This window comes from Polaromonas sp., assembly GCF_029945895.1.
Taxonomy (GTDB): domain Bacteria; phylum Pseudomonadota; class Gammaproteobacteria; order Burkholderiales; family Burkholderiaceae_C; genus Polaromonas.
Genome location: NZ_JAQSDL010000097.1, coordinates 116,885 through 133,376, shown reverse-complemented (window position 1 = coordinate 133,376; position 16,492 = coordinate 116,885). Strand labels below are relative to the sequence as shown.

Below are 16,492 nucleotides of genomic sequence, written 5' to 3'. Positions count from 1 at the left end.
AAACCGTTCTTGACTTAACTGGAAGTCCCTGTAGAGGGGATGGGCTCATTTAGCCTAGATGCGGTAGGTGCCGATGCCGCGCGACACGATGTCTCCGTCGAGTGCGTCGAGCATCACTTTCACCGACACGTAGGCCAGCGTCTTGCCGATGTGGTCGGGTATCGCCGATGCAAACAGGATCCCGGTGCCGACCGCACGAATGAAATCCACGGTGAGCGTGACCGTTACCGACGACTGGATGAGCTGGCCGCTGCCGGGGATAGGCCGGTCGATCAGCGTTCTGCCCCCGACCGCATCGAGCAAGGTCAAGGGCACGCCGCCGTGGAGAACGCCGTGGGGGTTGAGGTGGTCGCGCCGGATCGGAAGCCGGAAATACAGGCCGTTTTCTCCGTGCAGGATGTCATAGCCCACGAGCTGCTGGAACGGCCCGTGAGAGTAAGTGGCGGACGGAAGTGGGGGCTTGATTTGCGCCTGGAGTTCGGCCTCGGCCTGGAGCATTCAGTCGTAGCTCATGGCCTTGTCGCGGCTGGCTTTGGCCTTGATCTTGGTGCCGTCCACCGCAATGGTGCCCACCCAACTTGACCAGTGGGCCGATTACTACGCTCATACCTCATTGGACAAGGCTTGGTAAGTAACTATTGCCAAGCGGTGAGATTGAGTTTATATTTTTAACAAAACAAGTGTTTGTTTTTTTAGTTGTGGCAAAAAAAGTATGCTCGACAAGCGAGCCAAGGAAACGCCCGTGACAAAGCTCTCCCGTCTCGACACTGCTTCCGAGACCCGTTCAGACGCCGCAAAGGTCTCCCGGCGCGCTCACAACCGTTTGCCCAAATTGCTTGACGAAGCAGCGCGCGTATTCGCCAAGCGGGGGTTCTCCGCCGCGTCGATTCGAGAGATTGTTGAACCCGTGGGGATGCTGCCCGGCTCGCTCTACTACCACTTTGAAACTAAAGAAGCCTTGCTAGTGGCTGTTTATCGCGAAGGCGTTGAACGCATTTCTGCCAGGGTCGATGCCGCCATTGAGGGTGTTGACGCTCCGTGGGATCGGCTTGAAGCCGCCTGTATAGGACACCTGTCTGCCTTGCTCGACCGCACAGATTACTCGCAAGTGGTAATACGGATCCGACCCGACGATGCCCCTTCCGTCGCTACCGAACTGACCATCCTGCGCAACTCCTACGAGCACCGCTTCGAAGCTCTGCTCGAAATGCTTCCATTGCCGAAGTCGGTCGAACGGCGTGATCTGCGCCTCTTGCTCATGGGTGCATTGAATTGGAGTCAAACCTGGTTCAGGGAAGGGGGCGCGTTGACGCCGGACAAGATTGCCAGGCGCTTCGTTCAGTTATTAAAAATGAATCTACTTAAACCATAAAGGAAGTCAAATGACCTTACAAAACTTCAACCCCAGGGTGTTGGTGACGAAGATTGGATTGGATGGTCACGACCGCGGCAGCCGCCTGGTCGCTGCTGCATGCCGCGACGCGGGAATGGAGGTGATTTATACCCCTCCGTGGCAGAGCATAGAGACGGTCGTGAAAACCGCTCTTGAGGAGGGTGTCGATGTGATCGGCATCTCATCTCTGGCCACCGATCATCTCATCGTCCCCAAGCTGACGAAAGCGCTTCGGGAAGCCGGTTTGGGTAATTTGCGCGTCGTCGTTGGCGGCATTGTGCCGGACAACGAAGAAGCCCTGTTGCTTGAGAGTGGCGTACGGGAGGTATTCCATCCCGGCAGCACGATGGATGAAATTACGGCCCGCATTCGCGACTATGCACGCGAAGCTCGAATCGAGGGTGCTGCCTTGCTTGATAAAGGAAATTGAAATGGACAAGTTAATTGAACCAATGAGCGACAAAAGTTCTGAATCGACACCCTCTCACGCCGCGTGGGAAACGGAATACCGCGAGTCGATTCCGGCTGAGCGGCCACTCGAAAACGTGTCGGGAATTCCGGTCAAGCCGCTTTACACCCCTCAGGACTGGGCGCGGTACGGTAGCGATGATCCGCTGAGCTACCCTGGCCAGCCCGACTACACGCGTGGCATCTATGCCACGATGTATCGTGGGCGCACCTGGACTCAGCGCCAACTGGTCGGGCTCGGTACCCCGGCGGACTACAACGCGCGGCTACTAGGCCTGATGGAGGGCGGTGCGACGGCTGTTTCACTCATTCCCTGCAATTCGGTGTATCGCGGCTATGACATGAGCACGGTCGACAAGGAACTTCTCGGAACATGTGGCGTTGTGATCAACAACGTCGACCACATGCAACGAAGCCTCCAGGGGGTTGACGTCGGAGAAGTCTCGTGCGCATTGAATGACCCGTCGCCATTTACTCTTTTGGCCTTCATGCTAATTGCGGCGGAAAGGCGAGGTACCGACTGGCGATCAATCACTGGCACTTCCAACCAGAGTGACTACATCTCGCACTTTGTCGCGAATCACATGTTCTACCGGCTTTCGCTGAGTGGTTCGCGCCGCGTATTGCTCGATCACATTGCGTATTGCAAGCAGTATGTTCCCCGCTGGAATCCGATGTCGGTGGTCGGCCAGCATATGCAGCAGGCAGGCGCGACGCCGGCTGAGGCGATGGCCTTCACGCTGTGTACGGCTATTCAGAACGCCGAAGACTGCATCGCTCGTGGCATGGATCCCGATGATTTCTTGCCGCGATTCACGTTCTTCTTCGACATCTCGCTGAACCTGTTTGAGGAGGTTGCCAAGTTTCGTGCCGGGCGACGTATTTGGTCCCAGATTACTCGTGAGCGACTCGGCGCCAAGGATCCGCGGTCTTGCCGCTTCAAATTTCACGGGCAGACATCAGGGGTTGACCTGACACGGCAACAGCCGCTCAACAACATTGCCCGCGTCACCGTTCAGGCAATGGCCGGAATCTTTGGAGGTCTCCAGTCGCTGCATACGGATGCCTACGATGAGGCACTGGCGTGTCCCAGCGAATTTGGTGCGCGGATTGCCGTCGCGACCCAGAACATCCTTCGCGAGGAGTCGCACCTGACGGACGTGATTGATCCGCTTGGGGGATCGTTTTATGTAGAAGCGTTGACGGACCAAATGGAAGACAAGATCCGGTCCATCATCAAAATGATCGATGAAGCTGGTGGAATGTACAAGGCCGTCGAGTCTGGACAGGTCCAGCGAATGATCGGCGCGTCAGCCCTGCGGGCCCAGCGGCGCATTGAGTCGGGAGAGCAGATTGTCGTAGGTGTCAACGCGTTTAAAGTCGACGAGAACGCCAGTGCCAGACCCCTCATCGAACGTCCTGATCCGGTGATCATGCAGCGGCATTTGGACGATTTTGCGGTGTGGAAAAACGGGCGCTCCGCCACTGACGTTGACAAAGCGCTGGACCATATCTCCCGTGTTGTCGACGATTCTTCAGGCAATGTATTCGGTGCAGTCGTTGATGGCGCACGAGCAGGGCTGACGCATGAAGAAATCTGCGCACGCCTGCGCCGAGATCTTGGTTTTGGCCACCCATTGGCAGTCGTATGATGCTGTCGTCAGATACCAGCCGCCGATCCATGCTCGCCCATGTGCTGGCGGGTGATCGCCGGGTGATTGCCCGCATGTTGACATGCCTGGACGATGGCGTGCCGGGTAGCCAGGAGGCCGCTGAGCTCTTGTCCGCGCATGCTGGTCGTGCGCTCGTGGTCGGAGTCACAGGCGTTCCGGGCGGCGGCAAATCTACCCTTGTCAACGCCATGATGGGTATTTGGCTCGCCCGAAACCTGAGGGTGGCAGTGGTTGCTGTCGACCCATCGAGTCCGGTCAGCGGTGGCGCTGTGCTGGGCGACCGAATCCGGATGAGTGAATATGGTGCGCATCCGAACTGCTTCATACGCTCGCTTTCAGCCCGCGGTCAACTGGGCGGTCTGTCCGGCACGGCGCGTGCTGCGGTCGACTGCTTTGATGCGGCCGGGTTTGACCGAGTGATCGTGGAGACCGTTGGCGCCGGTCAGTCTGAAACTGCCATTACGTCACTGGCGGACACCCGCGTAGTGGTTTGTCCTCCGGGCTTGGGGGATGACGTGCAGGCCATCAAGGCGGGCATCCTCGAGATTGCAGATTTGCTCGCGGTCAGCAAGGGCGACCTGCCGCTGGCCGAAGAGACGGCCCGCGACATGCGAGAGATGCTGACGCTGCGCCGAGCGGTCAAGAACGGCGCATGGACACCCAGGGTGATGGTCGTGAGCGGAGCGCAGTCCAAGGGCGTTTCCGAGCTCGTTGCGGCGATCGAAGAACATGCGGCCGCAGCCGGTACCGGTCGTCGGCTCGCGGCAAATGCCAGCACCGCTGCGCAGATGTCGGACTCCTCCGATGGACCGATACCCGATGCCGGGCCTTGGTTGGCGCACCTGTCGTCTTTGGCACAACGCGATGGGCTTTGTGCAACGTTGGGAATTTCCGTGACCGAAGGCGGGCCAGGGCGCGCAGTGGTGCGCATGACCGTTGATGCCCGGCATATGAACTTCAACGGTGGTTGTCATGGCGGCGCGATTTTTTCCCTGGCCGACAGCGCATTCGGCCTGGCCTCCAATTCACACGGTGCATTGGCGATGGGCATCGACGCCCACGTTACGTTCCAGGTCGGGATAGGGGTTGGCGAGAACCTTGTTGCCCGGGCAACCGAGCTTATGCGCAGTCATCGAATCGGCATGTACAGAGTCGACGTTGCGCGAGTGGAGGCTGACGGGGAGGAGACTCCCGTGTCCAACTTTACCGGGACGGTCTACATCAGGCAGGAGCCCCAGGCAAAACGCCAGACCGGGTCCGTGACAAATGGTCTGGCGAACGGCGCGCCCGTTCCCGATGTTTATCGAACCGCCAAGGACTGAAGACGGCATGGTGGAGACGCTTGATAATGACTTTTGGACAAGAAACCTTCATGCAAACGACCTTCCCGCGCCTGCTGCTTAAACAAGCCGCTGAGCGCGCCAGCGCGCCCGCGATGCGTGAAAAAGAATATGGCATTTGGCAAGCCCACAGTTGGGCCGACATGGCGCAACTTGTGGAGCACATGGCCTGCGGCCTGCACCAGGCTGGCCTGCAGCGCGGCGAACACATGATCATCATTGGCGCCAACCGCCCGCGCCTGAACGCCACCATGCTGGCAGCGCAATCGCTGGGCGCGGTGCCCGTGCCGCTGTATCAGGACGCGGTGGCGGCCGAGTGCCTGTTCCCCATTACCAACGCCGAGGTGCGCTTTGCCCTGGTGGAGGACCAGGAACAGGTTGACAAGATGCTGGAGGTGCGCGAGCAGTGCCCCCAGTTCACGCACATCTGGTACGACGATCCGCGCGGTCTGCGCAATTACGTCGAGAACGGCCTGGGCTCGCTGGATGAACTGCTTGCGGCAGGCAAGGTGTTTGCGCAGCAGCACCCGGACTTTTTCCGCCAGGAGATGGAGAAAGTGCAGCCCGGCGATGTGGCTGCCATGTTCTTCACCTCGGGCACCACCGGCAACCCCAAGGGCGTGGTGCATACCCATGACACGCTAATCAACCGAGCTCAGGCCGGCGCCGAGTTCGACCACCTTCGCGATTCGGAAGAAGTGCTGGCCTATTTGCCGCCAGCTTGGATCGGCCAGAACATCTTCAGCTATGCGCAGTGGCTGGTTTGCGGCTATGTGGTCAATTGCCCGGAATCGTCCAGCACGGTCATGATCGATCTCAAGGAAGTGGGGCCTACCTACTACTTCGCGCCGCCGCGCGTGTTCGAGGGGCTGCTGACCAGCGTGATGATCCGCATGGAAGATGCTTCCCGCCCGAAGCGCCGTATGTTCGATTACTTCATGGATCTGGCGCGTCGCGTCGGCCCGGCGCGCATGAGCGGCCAATCCATCGGCCTGCTCAACACTGCTCTTTATGCCCTGGGCAACTTGCTGGTCTATGGCCCCTTGCGCAACAACCTTGGCATGAGTCGCGTGCGCGTGGCCTACACGGCCGGCGAGGCCATCGGCCCGGACCTGTTCAGCTTCTACCGCTCCATCGGCATCAACCTCAAGCAACTCTACGGTTCCACCGAGACCGCTGTGTTCGTCTGCCTGCAGCCTGACCATGAGGCGCGCGCCGACACGGTAGGCATTCCCTGCAAAGGCGTGGAGATCAAGGTGGCCGACAACGGCGAGATTCTCGTCAAGTCGCCCGGCCTGCTCAAGGAATACTACAAGAACCCCGCAGCCACGGCCGAGGTGCTGACCGCCGACGGCTGGTATCACACCAGCGACGCTGGCTTCATCGACGCGCACGGTCACCTCAAGATCATCGACCGCGTCAAAGACGTCGGCCGCATCAAGGGCGGCGCCTTTGATGCGGCCATGTTCGCGCCCAAGTACGTGGAGAATAAGCTCAAGTTCTTCCGGCATATCAAGGAGGCCGTCGCCTACGGCGACCAGCGCGAGAAGGTCTGCGTGATGATCAACATTGACTTCGACGCCGTGGGCAACTGGGCCGAGCGCCGCAACCTGCCTTACGCCGGCTACACCGATCTGGCGCAGAAGCCCGAGGTGTACCAGCTCATCCAGGACTGCGTGGAAAAGGTCAACGCCGACCTCAGCCGCGATGCGCTGCTGGCCGGCAGCCAGATCAGCCGCTTCCTGGTGCTGCACAAAGAACTCGATGCCGACGACGGCGAACTCACGCGCACCAACAAGGTACGGCGCGGCTTCATCGCCGAGAAATACCAGCCGCTGGTCGATGCACTCTATGGCGGCAAGATCGAGCAGTTCATCGAGACCGTGGTGAAGTTCGAGGACGGACGCTCCGGCAGCGTGAGCGCGACCCTGAAGATTTCCGATGCCAAGACCTTTGCCCCTGTGAAAGCAGCCGCCTGAGAAATGACGTAAGTATCATGAGAAAAAACATCGGTGATGTCATTCTTGACGTCAAGAATATCTCCCTCAGCTTCGGCGGCGTCAAGGCGCTGACCGACATTTCATTCAATGTGCGCGAGCACGAGGTGCGTGCCATCATCGGTCCCAACGGCGCCGGAAAAAGCTCCATGCTGAATTGCATCAACGGTGTCTACACACCGCAGCAAGGCTCCATCACCTTTCGCGGCAAAACCTTCAGCCACATGGACAGCCACCAGGTGGCCGTGATGGGCATCGGGCGCACCTTCCAGAACCTGGCGCTGTTCAAGGGCATGAGCGTGATTGACAACATCATGACCGGGCGCAATCTCAAGATCAAAAGTAATCTGCTGTGGCAGGCGCTGCGCATCGGACCGGCCCAGCGCGAAGAAGAAATGCACCGCGAAGCGGTTGAGCACATCATCGATTTTCTGGAAATTCAGGCCTACCGCAAGACCCCGGTCGGCCAGTTGCCCTACGGCCTGCAGAAGCGCGTCGACCTGGGCCGCGCCCTGGCCATGGAGCCACAGGTGCTGCTGCTGGACGAACCGATGGCTGGCATGAACGTGGAAGAAAAGCAGGACATGTGTCGTTTTGTGCTGGATGTGAACGAAGAGTTCGGCACCACCATCGTGCTGATTGAGCACGATATGGGGGTGGTGATGGACATTTCAGATCGTGTTGTGGTGCTCGACTACGGCAAGAAGATCGGCGACGGCACGCCGGATGAAGTACGCAACAACGACGAAGTGATCAGCGCCTATCTGGGTACCAACCATTGAGCGTCGGGAGACAAAAAAATGACATTCTTTCTCGAAACACTGACTGGCGGCCTGATGGCCGGCATGCTGTATTCCCTGGTGGCGCTCGGCTTCGTTCTGATCTTCAAGGCATCGGGCGTATTCAACTTTGCACAGGGGGCAATGGTGCTGTTTGCGGCGCTGGCCATGGCTCGCTTTGCCGAGTGGATTCCGAGGTGGACCGGCATCGAAAGCGCCGTGGTCGCCAACATCATCTCCTTCGTGATAGCCGGCGCCATCATGTTCGCGCTTGCCTGGCTGATCGAGCGGCTGGTGCTGCGCCATCTCGTCAACCAGGAGGGGGCGACGCTGCTCATGGCGACGCTGGGCATCGCCTACTTCATGGAAGGCCTGGGCCAGACCCTGTTTGGCGGTGACATCTACAAGATCGACATCGGCATGCCCAAGGAACCGGTCTTCGTGATGGAATCGGTGTTTCAGGGTGGCGTCCTGGTCAACAAGGAAGACTTGATCGCCGCCGCCATCGCGGCGGCGCTGGTGGTGGTGTTGAGCCTATTCTTCCAGAAGACGTCCACGGGCCGCGCGCTGCGTGCCGTGGCGGATGACCACCAGGCGGCGCAGTCAATCGGCATTCCGCTCAACCGCATCTGGGTGATCGTGTGGTGCGTGGCCGGCGTGGTGGCTTTGGTGGCCGGGATGATCTGGGGCTCCAAGCTGGGTGTGCAGTTTTCGCTGGCGACCGTGGCGTTGCGCGCGCTGCCGGTCGTGATGCTGGGCGGCCTGACCTCGGTGCCGGGAGCCATCATCGGCGGCCTGATCATTGGTGTGGGCGAAAAACTCTCCGAGGTGTACCTCGGCCCGTTCGTCGGCGGCGGCATCGAAATCTGGTTTGCCTATGTTCTGGCCCTCGTTTTCCTGCTGTTCCGGCCGCAAGGGCTGTTTGGCGAAAAAATTATTGACCGAGTTTGAAACATTGTGGAACAGACCGCAGCTACGCGAAGCGAGCCAACTCTGTCCCCAACTGACTGAGTAACCCCTATGTTTTACAGAGAAAACGGTCAATTCAAGACCAGCTACCGGGCCGACCAGCAGATATTCCCGATCTCCCAGGATCGCATCGCCGTCGCGCTGATGCTGGCCGTCGTCTTTGTGGCCGTGCCGATGTTCGCCAGCGACTACCTGTTCCGCGCCATCCTGATTCCCTTCCTGATCTTTTCACTGGCGGCGATCGGGGTGAACATTCTGGTGGGTTACTGTGGCCAGATTTCGCTGGGCTCGGGTGCCTTCATGGCCGTGGGTGCCTATGGCGCCTACAACTTCTTCGTGCGCATCCCCGGCATGCCGCTGATTCCGGCGCTGATTCTGGGCGGGCTCTGCGCCACGTTCTTCGGCATCCTGTTCGGTCTGCCGAGCCTGCGCGTGAAGGGGCTGTACCTGGCGGTGGCCACGCTGGCCGCGCAGTTCTTCAGCGACTGGATGTTCCTGCGCATCAGGTGGTTCACCAACGACTCGCCCTCGGGCTCGGTATCGGTGTCCAACCTGCAGGTGCTGGGCATGCCCATTGGCAGCGCGCTGAGCAAGTACCTCTTCTGCCTGGGCATCTTGGTCGTGGTGGCGCTGCTGGCCAAGAACCTGGTGCGCGGTGCCATCGGTCGCGAGTGGATGGCCATCCGCGACATGGACGTCGCCGCCGCCGTGATCGGCATTCGCCCGATGTACGCCAAGCTCAGCGCCTTTGCCGTCAGCTCCTTCATCATCGGGGTGGCCGGCGCCTTGTGGGCCTTCATCTACCTGGGTGCGTGGGAGCCGGCCGCGTTCTCGGTAGACCAGTCATTCCGGCTGCTGTTCATGGTGATCATTGGCGGCCTGGGTTCCATCATGGGCAGCTTCTTTGGTGCGGCGTTCATCGTGATACTGCCAATCGCCCTGAACCGGTTTTTACCGGTGCTGCTCGACACGTTTGGCATCGAAATTTCCACCGTCGGCATTTCACACGCGGAGCTGATGATTTTTGGCGGCCTGATTGTGTGGTTCCTGATTGTGGAACCACACGGCCTGGCCAAGCTCTGGTCCACGGGCAAACAGAAATTGCGGCTGTGGCCATTTCCGCATTGAGCCGCATCAAGGTTTGAGTTTTTTTCGGGTGGTTTGTATTTATTATTTTTAAGGAGACAACAATGAAAGTTCGTCAATTGATTCTGGCAGCGGCCGTGGTGGCTGCTGGCGCGTCGGGCGTATCGACCAGTGCATTTGCTCAGGCCAAGGAGCAGTTCTTCCCCGTGCTGGTTTACCGCACGGGCGCGTACTCGGCCAACGGCACTCCGTGGGCAAATGGCTACGTTGATTACCTCAAGCTAGTCAACAAGCAAGGAGGCATCAACAGCGTCAAGCTCTCGTTTGAAGAGTGCGAGACTGGCTATGACACGGCCCGTGGTGTGGAATGCTACGAGCGGCTCAAGGGCAAGAACGGGGGCGCAACGGTGTTCCAGCCGCTGTCGACGGGAGTCACCTTCGCGCTGACTGAAAAGGCGCCTGAGGACAAGATTCCTCTTATTACCGCTGGGTACGGTCGCAGCGAAAGTGCAGACGGTGGTGTATTCAAGTGGAATTTCCCACTCACTGGTGTGCATTGGGCCTCTGCGGACCTTCAAATCCAATACATCGCCAAGAAGGAAGGCGGCTTCGACAAACTGAAGGGAAAGAAACTAACGTTGGTTTACCACGATAGCCCCTATGGAAAGGAAGCAATTCCGGTATTGCAGGAGCGCGCCAGGATGCACGGCTTTGATCTTGCAACGATTCCGGTCACCCATCCGGGTGTAGAGCAAAAGTCGGCATGGCTGCAAGTGCGCCGAAGCCCCCCCGACTACGTCTTGTTGTGGGGCTGGGGCGTCATGAATCCCACCGCACTCAAAGAGGCACGGGCCACCGGCTTTCCGGCCAGCAAAATCATCGGGCAATGGGCTTCAGGCGGGGACCCTGATGTAAAAGATGTGGGCGATGCCGCGATTGGTTACAGCGCTGTGGTGCTGCAACCCACCGGGGCCGCGCCTGAGGCGAAAGTGGTGAAGGACATCTTGGCTCAATTGCACGCCAAGGGTGAAGGGACGGGCGCGAAGGAAGAAGTCGGTCAGGTACTCTACATGCGGGGTCTCGTGTCCGCCATGTTGGGCATCGAAGGTGTTCGTCGCGCGCAGGAGCGCTTCGGCAAAGGCAAGTGGATGACCGGTGAACAGGTGCGCTGGGGCCTGGAGAACCTCGCACTCGACCAGAAGAAGCTCGACGCAATGGGCTTTTCGGGTGTGATGCGACCCTTGTCCACGTCGTGCGTCGACCACATGGGGTCTTCGTGGGCACGTGCTCACTCATGGAACGGCACAAAGTGGACGGCCTCTTCCGACTGGATGGAAGCGGACGATCAGATTCTTAAACCGATGATCAAGGCGACTGCTGACAAGTACGCTGCCGAGAAGAAACTGACTCGTCGTTCGGGCGCAGACTGCCAGTCCTGATTCGACCTGTCATTCCGGGCTTTTTAAATGTCATTGCGGACTTGATCCGCAATGACAGGACAGCCGCCAGCATTGCGCGCAGTGCTGCAGATTGGTAAAAGAAAGAATCCATGGACTCCAAAAACATCCTTCTCAACGTCAACGGCATCGAGGTCATCTACAACCACGTGATCCTCGTACTGAAGGGCGTGTCGCTGCAGGTGCCTGAGGGCCGCATCGTTGCCCTGATGGGTGGCAACGGGGCGGGCAAGACGACCACGCTGCGCGCGGTGAGCAACCTGCTGGCCGGCGAACGCGGCGCGGTGACCAAGGGCCGCATCGAGTTGCGCGGCGAACGCATTGAACGCTTGAACGCGTCCGACATGGTCGAGCGTGGCGTGATCCAGGTGATGGAAGGCCGCCGCTGCTTCGCCCACCTGACCATCGAGGACAATCTGATGACCGGTGCCTACACTCGCCGCGACGGACGCGCCGCAGTGGCGGCGACACTAGAGAAGGTCTACGCCTACTTTCCTCGCCTGAAAATGCGCCGCACCTCGCAGGCCGCCTACACCTCGGGCGGCGAGCAGCAGATGTGCGCCATCGGTCGCGCGCTGATGGCGAACCCTAAGATGATGCTGCTCGACGAGCCGTCGATGGGCTTGGCGCCGCAAATCGTCGAAGAGGTGTTCGAGATCGTCAAGGACTTGAATGCCAAGGAGCGCGTGACCTTTCTGCTCGCCGAGCAGAACACCAACATGGCGTTGCGCTACTCGGACTACGGCTACATCCTGGAGAACGGGCGCATCGTGATGGACGGCGAAGCCGTTTCGCTGCGGGAGAACGAGGACGTCAAGGAATTTTACCTTGGCGTGGGCAGCGGCGACCGCAAGAGCTTCAGGGATGTGAAGAGCTACAAGCGCAGGAAACGCTGGTTGGCGTGAGCGAGATGGCGCAGAAGACATTGATTCCGGCGACCGAATGCGAGACGTCACATAGTCGGTGCGATATTAGCGACATGACAACCTGGGAACCCTGACGGATGACGCGTAAAGCAGTGCGAGACATGAAACGATTAGTCCGACGAGGCGTTATGCCATACGCGCCCTCCGATGATCAAGAGCGATCCCGAGAAGCTGCGCTCGCGTTGTTGACGCGTAGCATCAAATTTGGTCACCGCCGGTTGGCAGTCATCCGGTTGGCAAAGGCTGTCGAGGTCAAGGCGTCTGTGACTAAAGAACAATGGGAATACTGCGAGAGGGTGGCAGCGGAATCGTCCGATATCGCAGTGCGCTGCTTGATGATCTCTTCGGTCAATCGTATCCAGGTAAGCTTCCAATCCAGCGCATTGCCTCTCAGCCAATTACCCAACATGGAAGCGACGGAAAAATTGGAAATTGACTGACCAAGAAAGCAAGATTAACCGGAGATACCCGAGACTGCGGCCCCGCAGTCTCGGGAGACGGAACGCATGCGCGTAAGGCTGCCGACGAGGCCAGGCCCTGCGCTCTCATGGCTGATCGACCTTGAAGTAGTCCGGCTTGCCAGCAGGCCAGAACTCGCCCCACAGCAGCATCCCGCCTTCGACGTTGAGCACCTCGCCGGTGATGAACTTGCCCGAGGGAGCGGCGAGGTAGACCACCGCCTCGGCGATGTCCTGCACGTCGCCGGCCCGCTTCATCGGGTTGCACTGGTAGAAAGTGGCGACGTTTTCCTCGCGGTAGTTGTTGAAACCGTTGCTCTCGATGGCGCCGGCGCCAATGCAGTTCAGGCGGATGCCGTGCTCTGCCCACTCGATGGCCAGCGTGCGCGACAGCGCGATGACGCCCGCGCGCGAGGCGGTGGTGTGCGCCATGCCGGTGAGGCCGCGGTCGATGGCTGCGGTGATGTTGACGATGTTGCCGGGTCGGCCCTGTTCCACCCAGCGTTTGGCCGCTCCCTGCATCATGTACCAACTGCCGTTGAGGTTGGTGTCGATCACCGCGTTCCAGCCCTTGACGCTGAAGTCCATCGCATGGGCGGCAAACTGGCCGCCGGCGTTGTTGACCAGCACGTCGACGCCGCCGAAGCGTTCCCACACGGCGCTGAGCATGGCGTCCACCTGCTCGGGCTCGCGGATGGTCATCGGGTAGGTCAATACCTCGCGGCCCGATAGCGCGCGTAGTTTTTCGGCGCAGTCATCGAGCTTGTCGGCCTTGCGCCCGCAAATCGCGAGCGTGGCACCCAGCCGGGCAAACAGAAAGGCGATCGCCTTGCCGATGCCGCTGCCGGCGCCCGACACCAGTACCACCTTGCCGGCGAACAGGTCATCGCGGTAGACCGTCGGGAGCGCGGCCAGGGCTTCGTCGCCCGGGCCGAACTTGGGGTGTTGCGTCTCAGCCGAGTTCATGCGCTCACCTTGAAGTAATCGGGTTTGGCGATGGTCCAGACTTCGCCCCAGAGCACGCCGCCGCCGTCCACCGTGAGCAGCTCGCCGGTGATGAACTTGCCGCTGGGTGCGCTGAGGTAGACCGCGGCCTCGGCCACGTCCTGCACGTCACCGACATGCTTCATCGGGTTGGCACCTGCGAAGGCTTTCACCGCCTCGGGGGAATACTGACGGAAGCCGGTGCTGGCGATCGCCCCCGGCGCGATGCAATTGACGCGGATGCCATGCTGCGCCCACTCCACGGCAACGGTTTTGGACAGGTGGGTCACGGCGGCGCGCGCCGCGCAGGTGTGCGCCACGCCCGGCATGCCGCGCTGGAAGGTGGCGACGATGTTGACGATGTTGCCCTGCGTGCCGGTATCGCGCCAGCGGCGCGCCAGTGTCTGCATCATGTACCAGGTGCCGTTCAGGTTGGTGTCTATCACCGCCTTCCAGCCCTTGACGCTGTAGTCCAGCGCCCGCTGCGGGAATTGCCCGCCGGCGTTGTTGACGAGCACGTCTATGCGTCCGAAGTGCAGCCACGCCACGTCGATCAACTGTTCCACCTGCTCGGGCTCGCGGATCGTCATGGGTTGCACCAGCACGTCAGAGCTGCCGAGCCGGCGCAGCCATTCGGCGCTGGCTTCGAGCTTTTCCTGATCGCGCCCGCAGATGACCAGCCTGGCGCCCAGGCGCGCGTACAGAAAGGCGATTCCCTTGCCGATGCCGCTGCCGGCGCCGCTGACAATCACCACCTGCCCATCGAAGAGTCCGGGCTGGTAGACGGTGGGTCGGGTTGCGAGGGCTTCGTCGTCGAAGCCGAAGGTAGTGTCTTCTGTCATGTTGTCCCTTCAGAATCGGAAAATTCCGTAATGCGGGTCGGCGATCGGGGCGTGGGCGGCGGCTGAGAGCGCCATGCCCAGTGCGTTGCGGGTGTCAGTGGGCGCCAGCAGACCGTCGTCCCACAAGCGCGAGGTGGCAAAGTAGGCGTTGGATTCGCGCTCGGCCTTTTCGTACACGCGCTGGCGCAATTGCGCCATTTCGGCCTCGTTGGGCGTGTGGCCGTTGCGGCGCAGTTGGGCGATTTTCACATCGACCAGGGTGTTGGCCGCCTGGTCCGGGCCCATCACGCCCATGTGCACGTTCGGCCAGGCCCAGATCATGCGCGGGTCCCAGGCCCGGCCGCACATGCCGTAGTAGCCCGCACCGAATGCCGCGCTGGTGATCACGGTGAACTTGGGCACCTCGCTGCCGGCCTGTGCCATCAGCATCTTGGCACCGTCCTTGGTGATGCCTTCCATCTCGTAGCTACGGCCTATCATGTAGCCGGTGGTGTTTTGCAGGAACACGAGCGGCGTGCGGTTCTGGTTGCATAGCGAAATGAAGTGCGCCGCCTTCTTGGAGCTATCGCTGAACAACACGCCGTTGTTGGCCAGGATGCCGACGCGGTAGCCCCAAATGTAGGCGTAGCCGCAGACCAGCGTCGTGCCGTAGGCGGGCTGGTATTCGTGGAAGCGGCTGCCGTCCACGATGCGGGCGATGAGTTCGCGCTGGTCAAACTGCACCCGGTGGTCGGGCGAGACGATGCCCAGCATTTCGTCGGGGTCGTAGTAGGGTGGCTCGGCATCGCGCTCGGGCAGATAGCTCTTCGTCGCTGGCTTGAACTGCGCGACGATCTCGCGGCAAATCTCGATGGCGTGGGCTTCGTTGTCGGCCGGGTAATCGACCGTGCCGGATACCTGGGTGTGTAAATCACAGCCTCCGATCTCGTCGGCAGTGTGCTCCTCACCGGTGGCGGCCTTGACGAGCGGTGGCCCGCCGAGGAACACGCCGCCGGCGCCACGCACGATGATGCTGTAATCGCACAGCGCCGGGATGTAGGCACCGCCGGCGGTGCAGTGGCCGAACACCATCGCGACCTGCGGCACGCCGGCCTTGGACAGCAGGCATTGGTTGCGGAACACCCGGCCACCTTCGATGTACACGCCTGACAGTTCTTCAAGGAAGGCGCCGCCGCTGTCGCACAGATGCAGGACCGGCAACTGGTTCTCCAGCGCGATGTCCAGCAGGCGTGCCAGCTTGCGCGGTGTCAATGTGTACCAGACACCGCCTTTGACGCTGGAATCGTCGGCGTGGATCAGCACCTCGCGGCCACTGACCACGCCGAGACCGGTGACCACGTTGGCACCCGGTACCTCGCCGTTGTAGTCCTCGCAAGCAGCCAGCGCCGAGAACTCAAGAAAGGGCGTACCGGGATCGAGTAGCAAGTCCAGCCGTTCACGCACTAGCAGTTTTCCCTGCGCGCGCACGCGCTTGATCTCATGCGGCGGACGTTGGTGGCGCGTGATTTCCATGCGCTCGCGAAAATTCGCGACGATAGCGCTCATGGCTTGATGGTTTCGCCGGAACGCTTCGGATGCGGTGTCGATGCGGGAGTCGATGCGTTTCATCAATCAGTTCTCAGAGGTCTTGCAGCGTCACGAGGGTGGACTTGAGAGCGAAGGTGTTGCCGATGGCAAAGTGCACCGCCTTGACCCGGGCATCGCGCGGTGCCGTCAGCGTGGTTTCCAGCTTCATGCTTTCGATCACGATGAGCGGTTGACCAACGTGCACGGCATCACCGACGGCCACATGAACCGCGATCACCGTGCCGGGCATCGGTGCCTGCAGCAAGTCGGAAGCGGCACCGGCCCGGTCGCCGCCGGAGGCTGCGCTGAGATCGATCACCTCGACCTCGAGGGCGCCGGTGGCCGCGCTATGCACGAATCGGCTGTCGCCCCGTGTGGCGATCCAGACGGCTTGCGAGCGCTGATCCACGGCTACCCGCCAACGGCCATCAGTCAGCGCCTTTCCCTGCATCTCGAATTTGCGTTCGCCATGGCTGACGTGGAACACGCCATTCGCTCCACGTGTTACCACGAGGTCATGGACCTGGCCATTGATGACATAGCGGCGGCGCATC

At 60.6% G+C, this 16,492-nt stretch carries 16 protein-coding genes; 11 read left to right on the top strand and 5 right to left on the bottom strand.

Annotated features, from left to right (window positions below; all coding sequences use genetic code 11):
- Window positions 1-54 precede the first annotated feature (54 nt).
- Entirely contained in the window at window positions 55-498 is a 444-nt protein-coding gene (locus PSV33_RS14860; protein ID WP_300562971.1) for a PaaI family thioesterase, read from the bottom strand.
- 244 nt (window positions 499-742) lie between these two features.
- On the opposite strand from PSV33_RS14860, the gene PSV33_RS14855 reads away from it, so the two are divergent.
- The 11 genes from PSV33_RS14855 to PSV33_RS14805 all read left to right on the top strand — a co-directional run bounded on the left by PSV33_RS14855 (window position 743) and on the right by PSV33_RS14805 (window position 12,528).
- Window positions 743-1,372 carry a TetR/AcrR family transcriptional regulator gene (locus tag PSV33_RS14855; RefSeq protein ID WP_170954692.1) on the top strand — a complete coding sequence of 210 codons (630 nt, stop codon included), beginning with the start codon at window positions 743-745 and terminating at the stop codon, window positions 1,370-1,372.
- A 10-nt stretch (window positions 1,373-1,382) separates the two neighbouring features.
- On the top strand, window positions 1,383-1,823 hold the full coding sequence (locus PSV33_RS14850) for a cobalamin-dependent protein (RefSeq protein WP_096696805.1): 441 nt from the start codon (window positions 1,383-1,385) through the stop codon (window positions 1,821-1,823).
- A 1-nt stretch (window position 1,824) separates the two neighbouring features.
- A complete protein-coding gene (locus PSV33_RS14845) occupies window positions 1,825-3,513 on the top strand; it encodes a methylmalonyl-CoA mutase (protein WP_300562967.1) in 1,689 nt (562 codons plus the stop codon).
- Window positions 3,510-4,856, top strand: coding sequence for a methylmalonyl Co-A mutase-associated GTPase MeaB (gene meaB, locus PSV33_RS14840; RefSeq protein WP_096696806.1), 1,347 nt, complete (start codon window positions 3,510-3,512; stop codon window positions 4,854-4,856). The genes PSV33_RS14845 and meaB overlap by 4 nt, the downstream gene beginning before the upstream one ends.
- A gap of 50 nt (window positions 4,857-4,906) precedes the next feature.
- The gene (locus PSV33_RS14835; protein WP_300562964.1) at window positions 4,907-6,853 is read left to right on the top strand and encodes an AMP-binding protein; all 1,947 of its coding nucleotides are present in this window, start codon (window positions 4,907-4,909) and stop codon (window positions 6,851-6,853) included.
- A gap of 14 nt (window positions 6,854-6,867) precedes the next feature.
- Window positions 6,868-7,653: an ABC transporter ATP-binding protein gene (locus PSV33_RS14830; RefSeq protein WP_170954696.1), complete on the top strand. Its 786-nt coding sequence runs from the start codon at window positions 6,868-6,870 to the stop codon at window positions 7,651-7,653.
- An 18-nt stretch (window positions 7,654-7,671) separates the two neighbouring features.
- Complete coding sequence (locus PSV33_RS14825) at window positions 7,672-8,601, top strand: branched-chain amino acid ABC transporter permease (RefSeq protein WP_096696808.1); 930 nt, start codon at window positions 7,672-7,674, stop codon at window positions 8,599-8,601.
- A 69-nt stretch (window positions 8,602-8,670) separates the two neighbouring features.
- A complete protein-coding gene (locus tag PSV33_RS14820; protein ID WP_096696809.1) occupies window positions 8,671-9,747 on the top strand; it encodes a branched-chain amino acid ABC transporter permease in 1,077 nt (358 codons plus the stop codon).
- Between the two features lie 62 nt (window positions 9,748-9,809).
- Complete coding sequence (locus tag PSV33_RS14815) at window positions 9,810-11,144, top strand: ABC transporter substrate-binding protein (RefSeq protein WP_300562961.1); 1,335 nt, start codon at window positions 9,810-9,812, stop codon at window positions 11,142-11,144.
- Window positions 11,145-11,254: 110 nt separating this feature from the next.
- Complete coding sequence (locus tag PSV33_RS14810) at window positions 11,255-12,067, top strand: ABC transporter ATP-binding protein (protein ID WP_096666997.1); 813 nt, start codon at window positions 11,255-11,257, stop codon at window positions 12,065-12,067.
- 122 nt (window positions 12,068-12,189) lie between these two features.
- Window positions 12,190-12,528, top strand: coding sequence for a hypothetical protein (locus PSV33_RS14805; protein WP_141396314.1), 339 nt, complete (start codon window positions 12,190-12,192; stop codon window positions 12,526-12,528).
- 105 nt (window positions 12,529-12,633) lie between these two features.
- Here the strand turns inward: PSV33_RS14805 and PSV33_RS14800 are convergent, their stop codons facing one another.
- The 4 genes from PSV33_RS14800 to PSV33_RS14785 are packed head-to-tail and all read right to left on the bottom strand — an operon-like array spanning window position 12,634 to window position 16,491.
- Window positions 12,634-13,512 carry an SDR family oxidoreductase gene (locus tag PSV33_RS14800; protein ID WP_096666993.1) on the bottom strand — a complete coding sequence of 293 codons (879 nt, stop codon included), beginning with the start codon at window positions 13,510-13,512 and terminating at the stop codon, window positions 12,634-12,636.
- Window positions 13,509-14,372: an SDR family oxidoreductase gene (locus tag PSV33_RS14795; protein ID WP_096666991.1), complete on the bottom strand. Its 864-nt coding sequence runs from the start codon at window positions 14,370-14,372 to the stop codon at window positions 13,509-13,511. The genes PSV33_RS14800 and PSV33_RS14795 overlap by 4 nt, the downstream gene beginning before the upstream one ends.
- 9 nt (window positions 14,373-14,381) lie before the next feature.
- Window positions 14,382-15,980, bottom strand: coding sequence for a carboxyl transferase domain-containing protein (locus tag PSV33_RS14790; RefSeq protein WP_096666989.1), 1,599 nt, complete (start codon window positions 15,978-15,980; stop codon window positions 14,382-14,384).
- A 10-nt stretch (window positions 15,981-15,990) separates the two neighbouring features.
- Window positions 15,991-16,491, bottom strand: a complete 501-nt coding sequence (locus PSV33_RS14785; protein WP_205853031.1) for an acetyl-CoA carboxylase biotin carboxyl carrier protein subunit — start codon at window positions 16,489-16,491, stop codon at window positions 15,991-15,993.
- Window position 16,492: the final 1 nt, after the last annotated feature.

Bases quoted from the DNA above. Each gene is read 5' to 3' on its own strand.
- PSV33_RS14825 (WP_096696808.1), top strand. From the start codon at position 7,672: ATGACATTCTTTCTCGAAACACTGACTGGCGGCCTGATGGCCGGCATG.
- PSV33_RS14810 (WP_096666997.1), top strand. From the start codon at position 11,255: ATGGACTCCAAAAACATCCTTCTCAACGTCAACGGCATCGAGGTCATC.
- PSV33_RS14800 (WP_096666993.1), bottom strand. From the start codon at position 13,512: ATGAACTCGGCTGAGACGCAACACCCCAAGTTCGGCCCGGGCGACGAA.
- PSV33_RS14805 (WP_141396314.1), top strand. From the start codon at position 12,190: ATGAAACGATTAGTCCGACGAGGCGTTATGCCATACGCGCCCTCCGAT.
- PSV33_RS14790 (WP_096666989.1), bottom strand. From the start codon at position 15,980: ATGAAACGCATCGACTCCCGCATCGACACCGCATCCGAAGCGTTCCGG.
- PSV33_RS14815 (WP_300562961.1), top strand. From the start codon at position 9,810: ATGAAAGTTCGTCAATTGATTCTGGCAGCGGCCGTGGTGGCTGCTGGC.
- PSV33_RS14860 (WP_300562971.1), bottom strand. From the start codon at position 498: ATGCTCCAGGCCGAGGCCGAACTCCAGGCGCAAATCAAGCCCCCACTT.
- PSV33_RS14820 (WP_096696809.1), top strand. From the start codon at position 8,671: ATGTTTTACAGAGAAAACGGTCAATTCAAGACCAGCTACCGGGCCGAC.
- PSV33_RS14785 (WP_205853031.1), bottom strand. From the start codon at position 16,491: ATGCGCCGCCGCTATGTCATCAATGGCCAGGTCCATGACCTCGTGGTA.
- PSV33_RS14795 (WP_096666991.1), bottom strand. From the start codon at position 14,372: ATGACAGAAGACACTACCTTCGGCTTCGACGACGAAGCCCTCGCAACC.
- PSV33_RS14850 (WP_096696805.1), top strand. From the start codon at position 1,383: ATGACCTTACAAAACTTCAACCCCAGGGTGTTGGTGACGAAGATTGGA.
- PSV33_RS14835 (WP_300562964.1), top strand. From the start codon at position 4,907: ATGCAAACGACCTTCCCGCGCCTGCTGCTTAAACAAGCCGCTGAGCGC.
- meaB (WP_096696806.1), top strand. From the start codon at position 3,510: ATGATGCTGTCGTCAGATACCAGCCGCCGATCCATGCTCGCCCATGTG.
- PSV33_RS14845 (WP_300562967.1), top strand. From the start codon at position 1,825: ATGGACAAGTTAATTGAACCAATGAGCGACAAAAGTTCTGAATCGACA.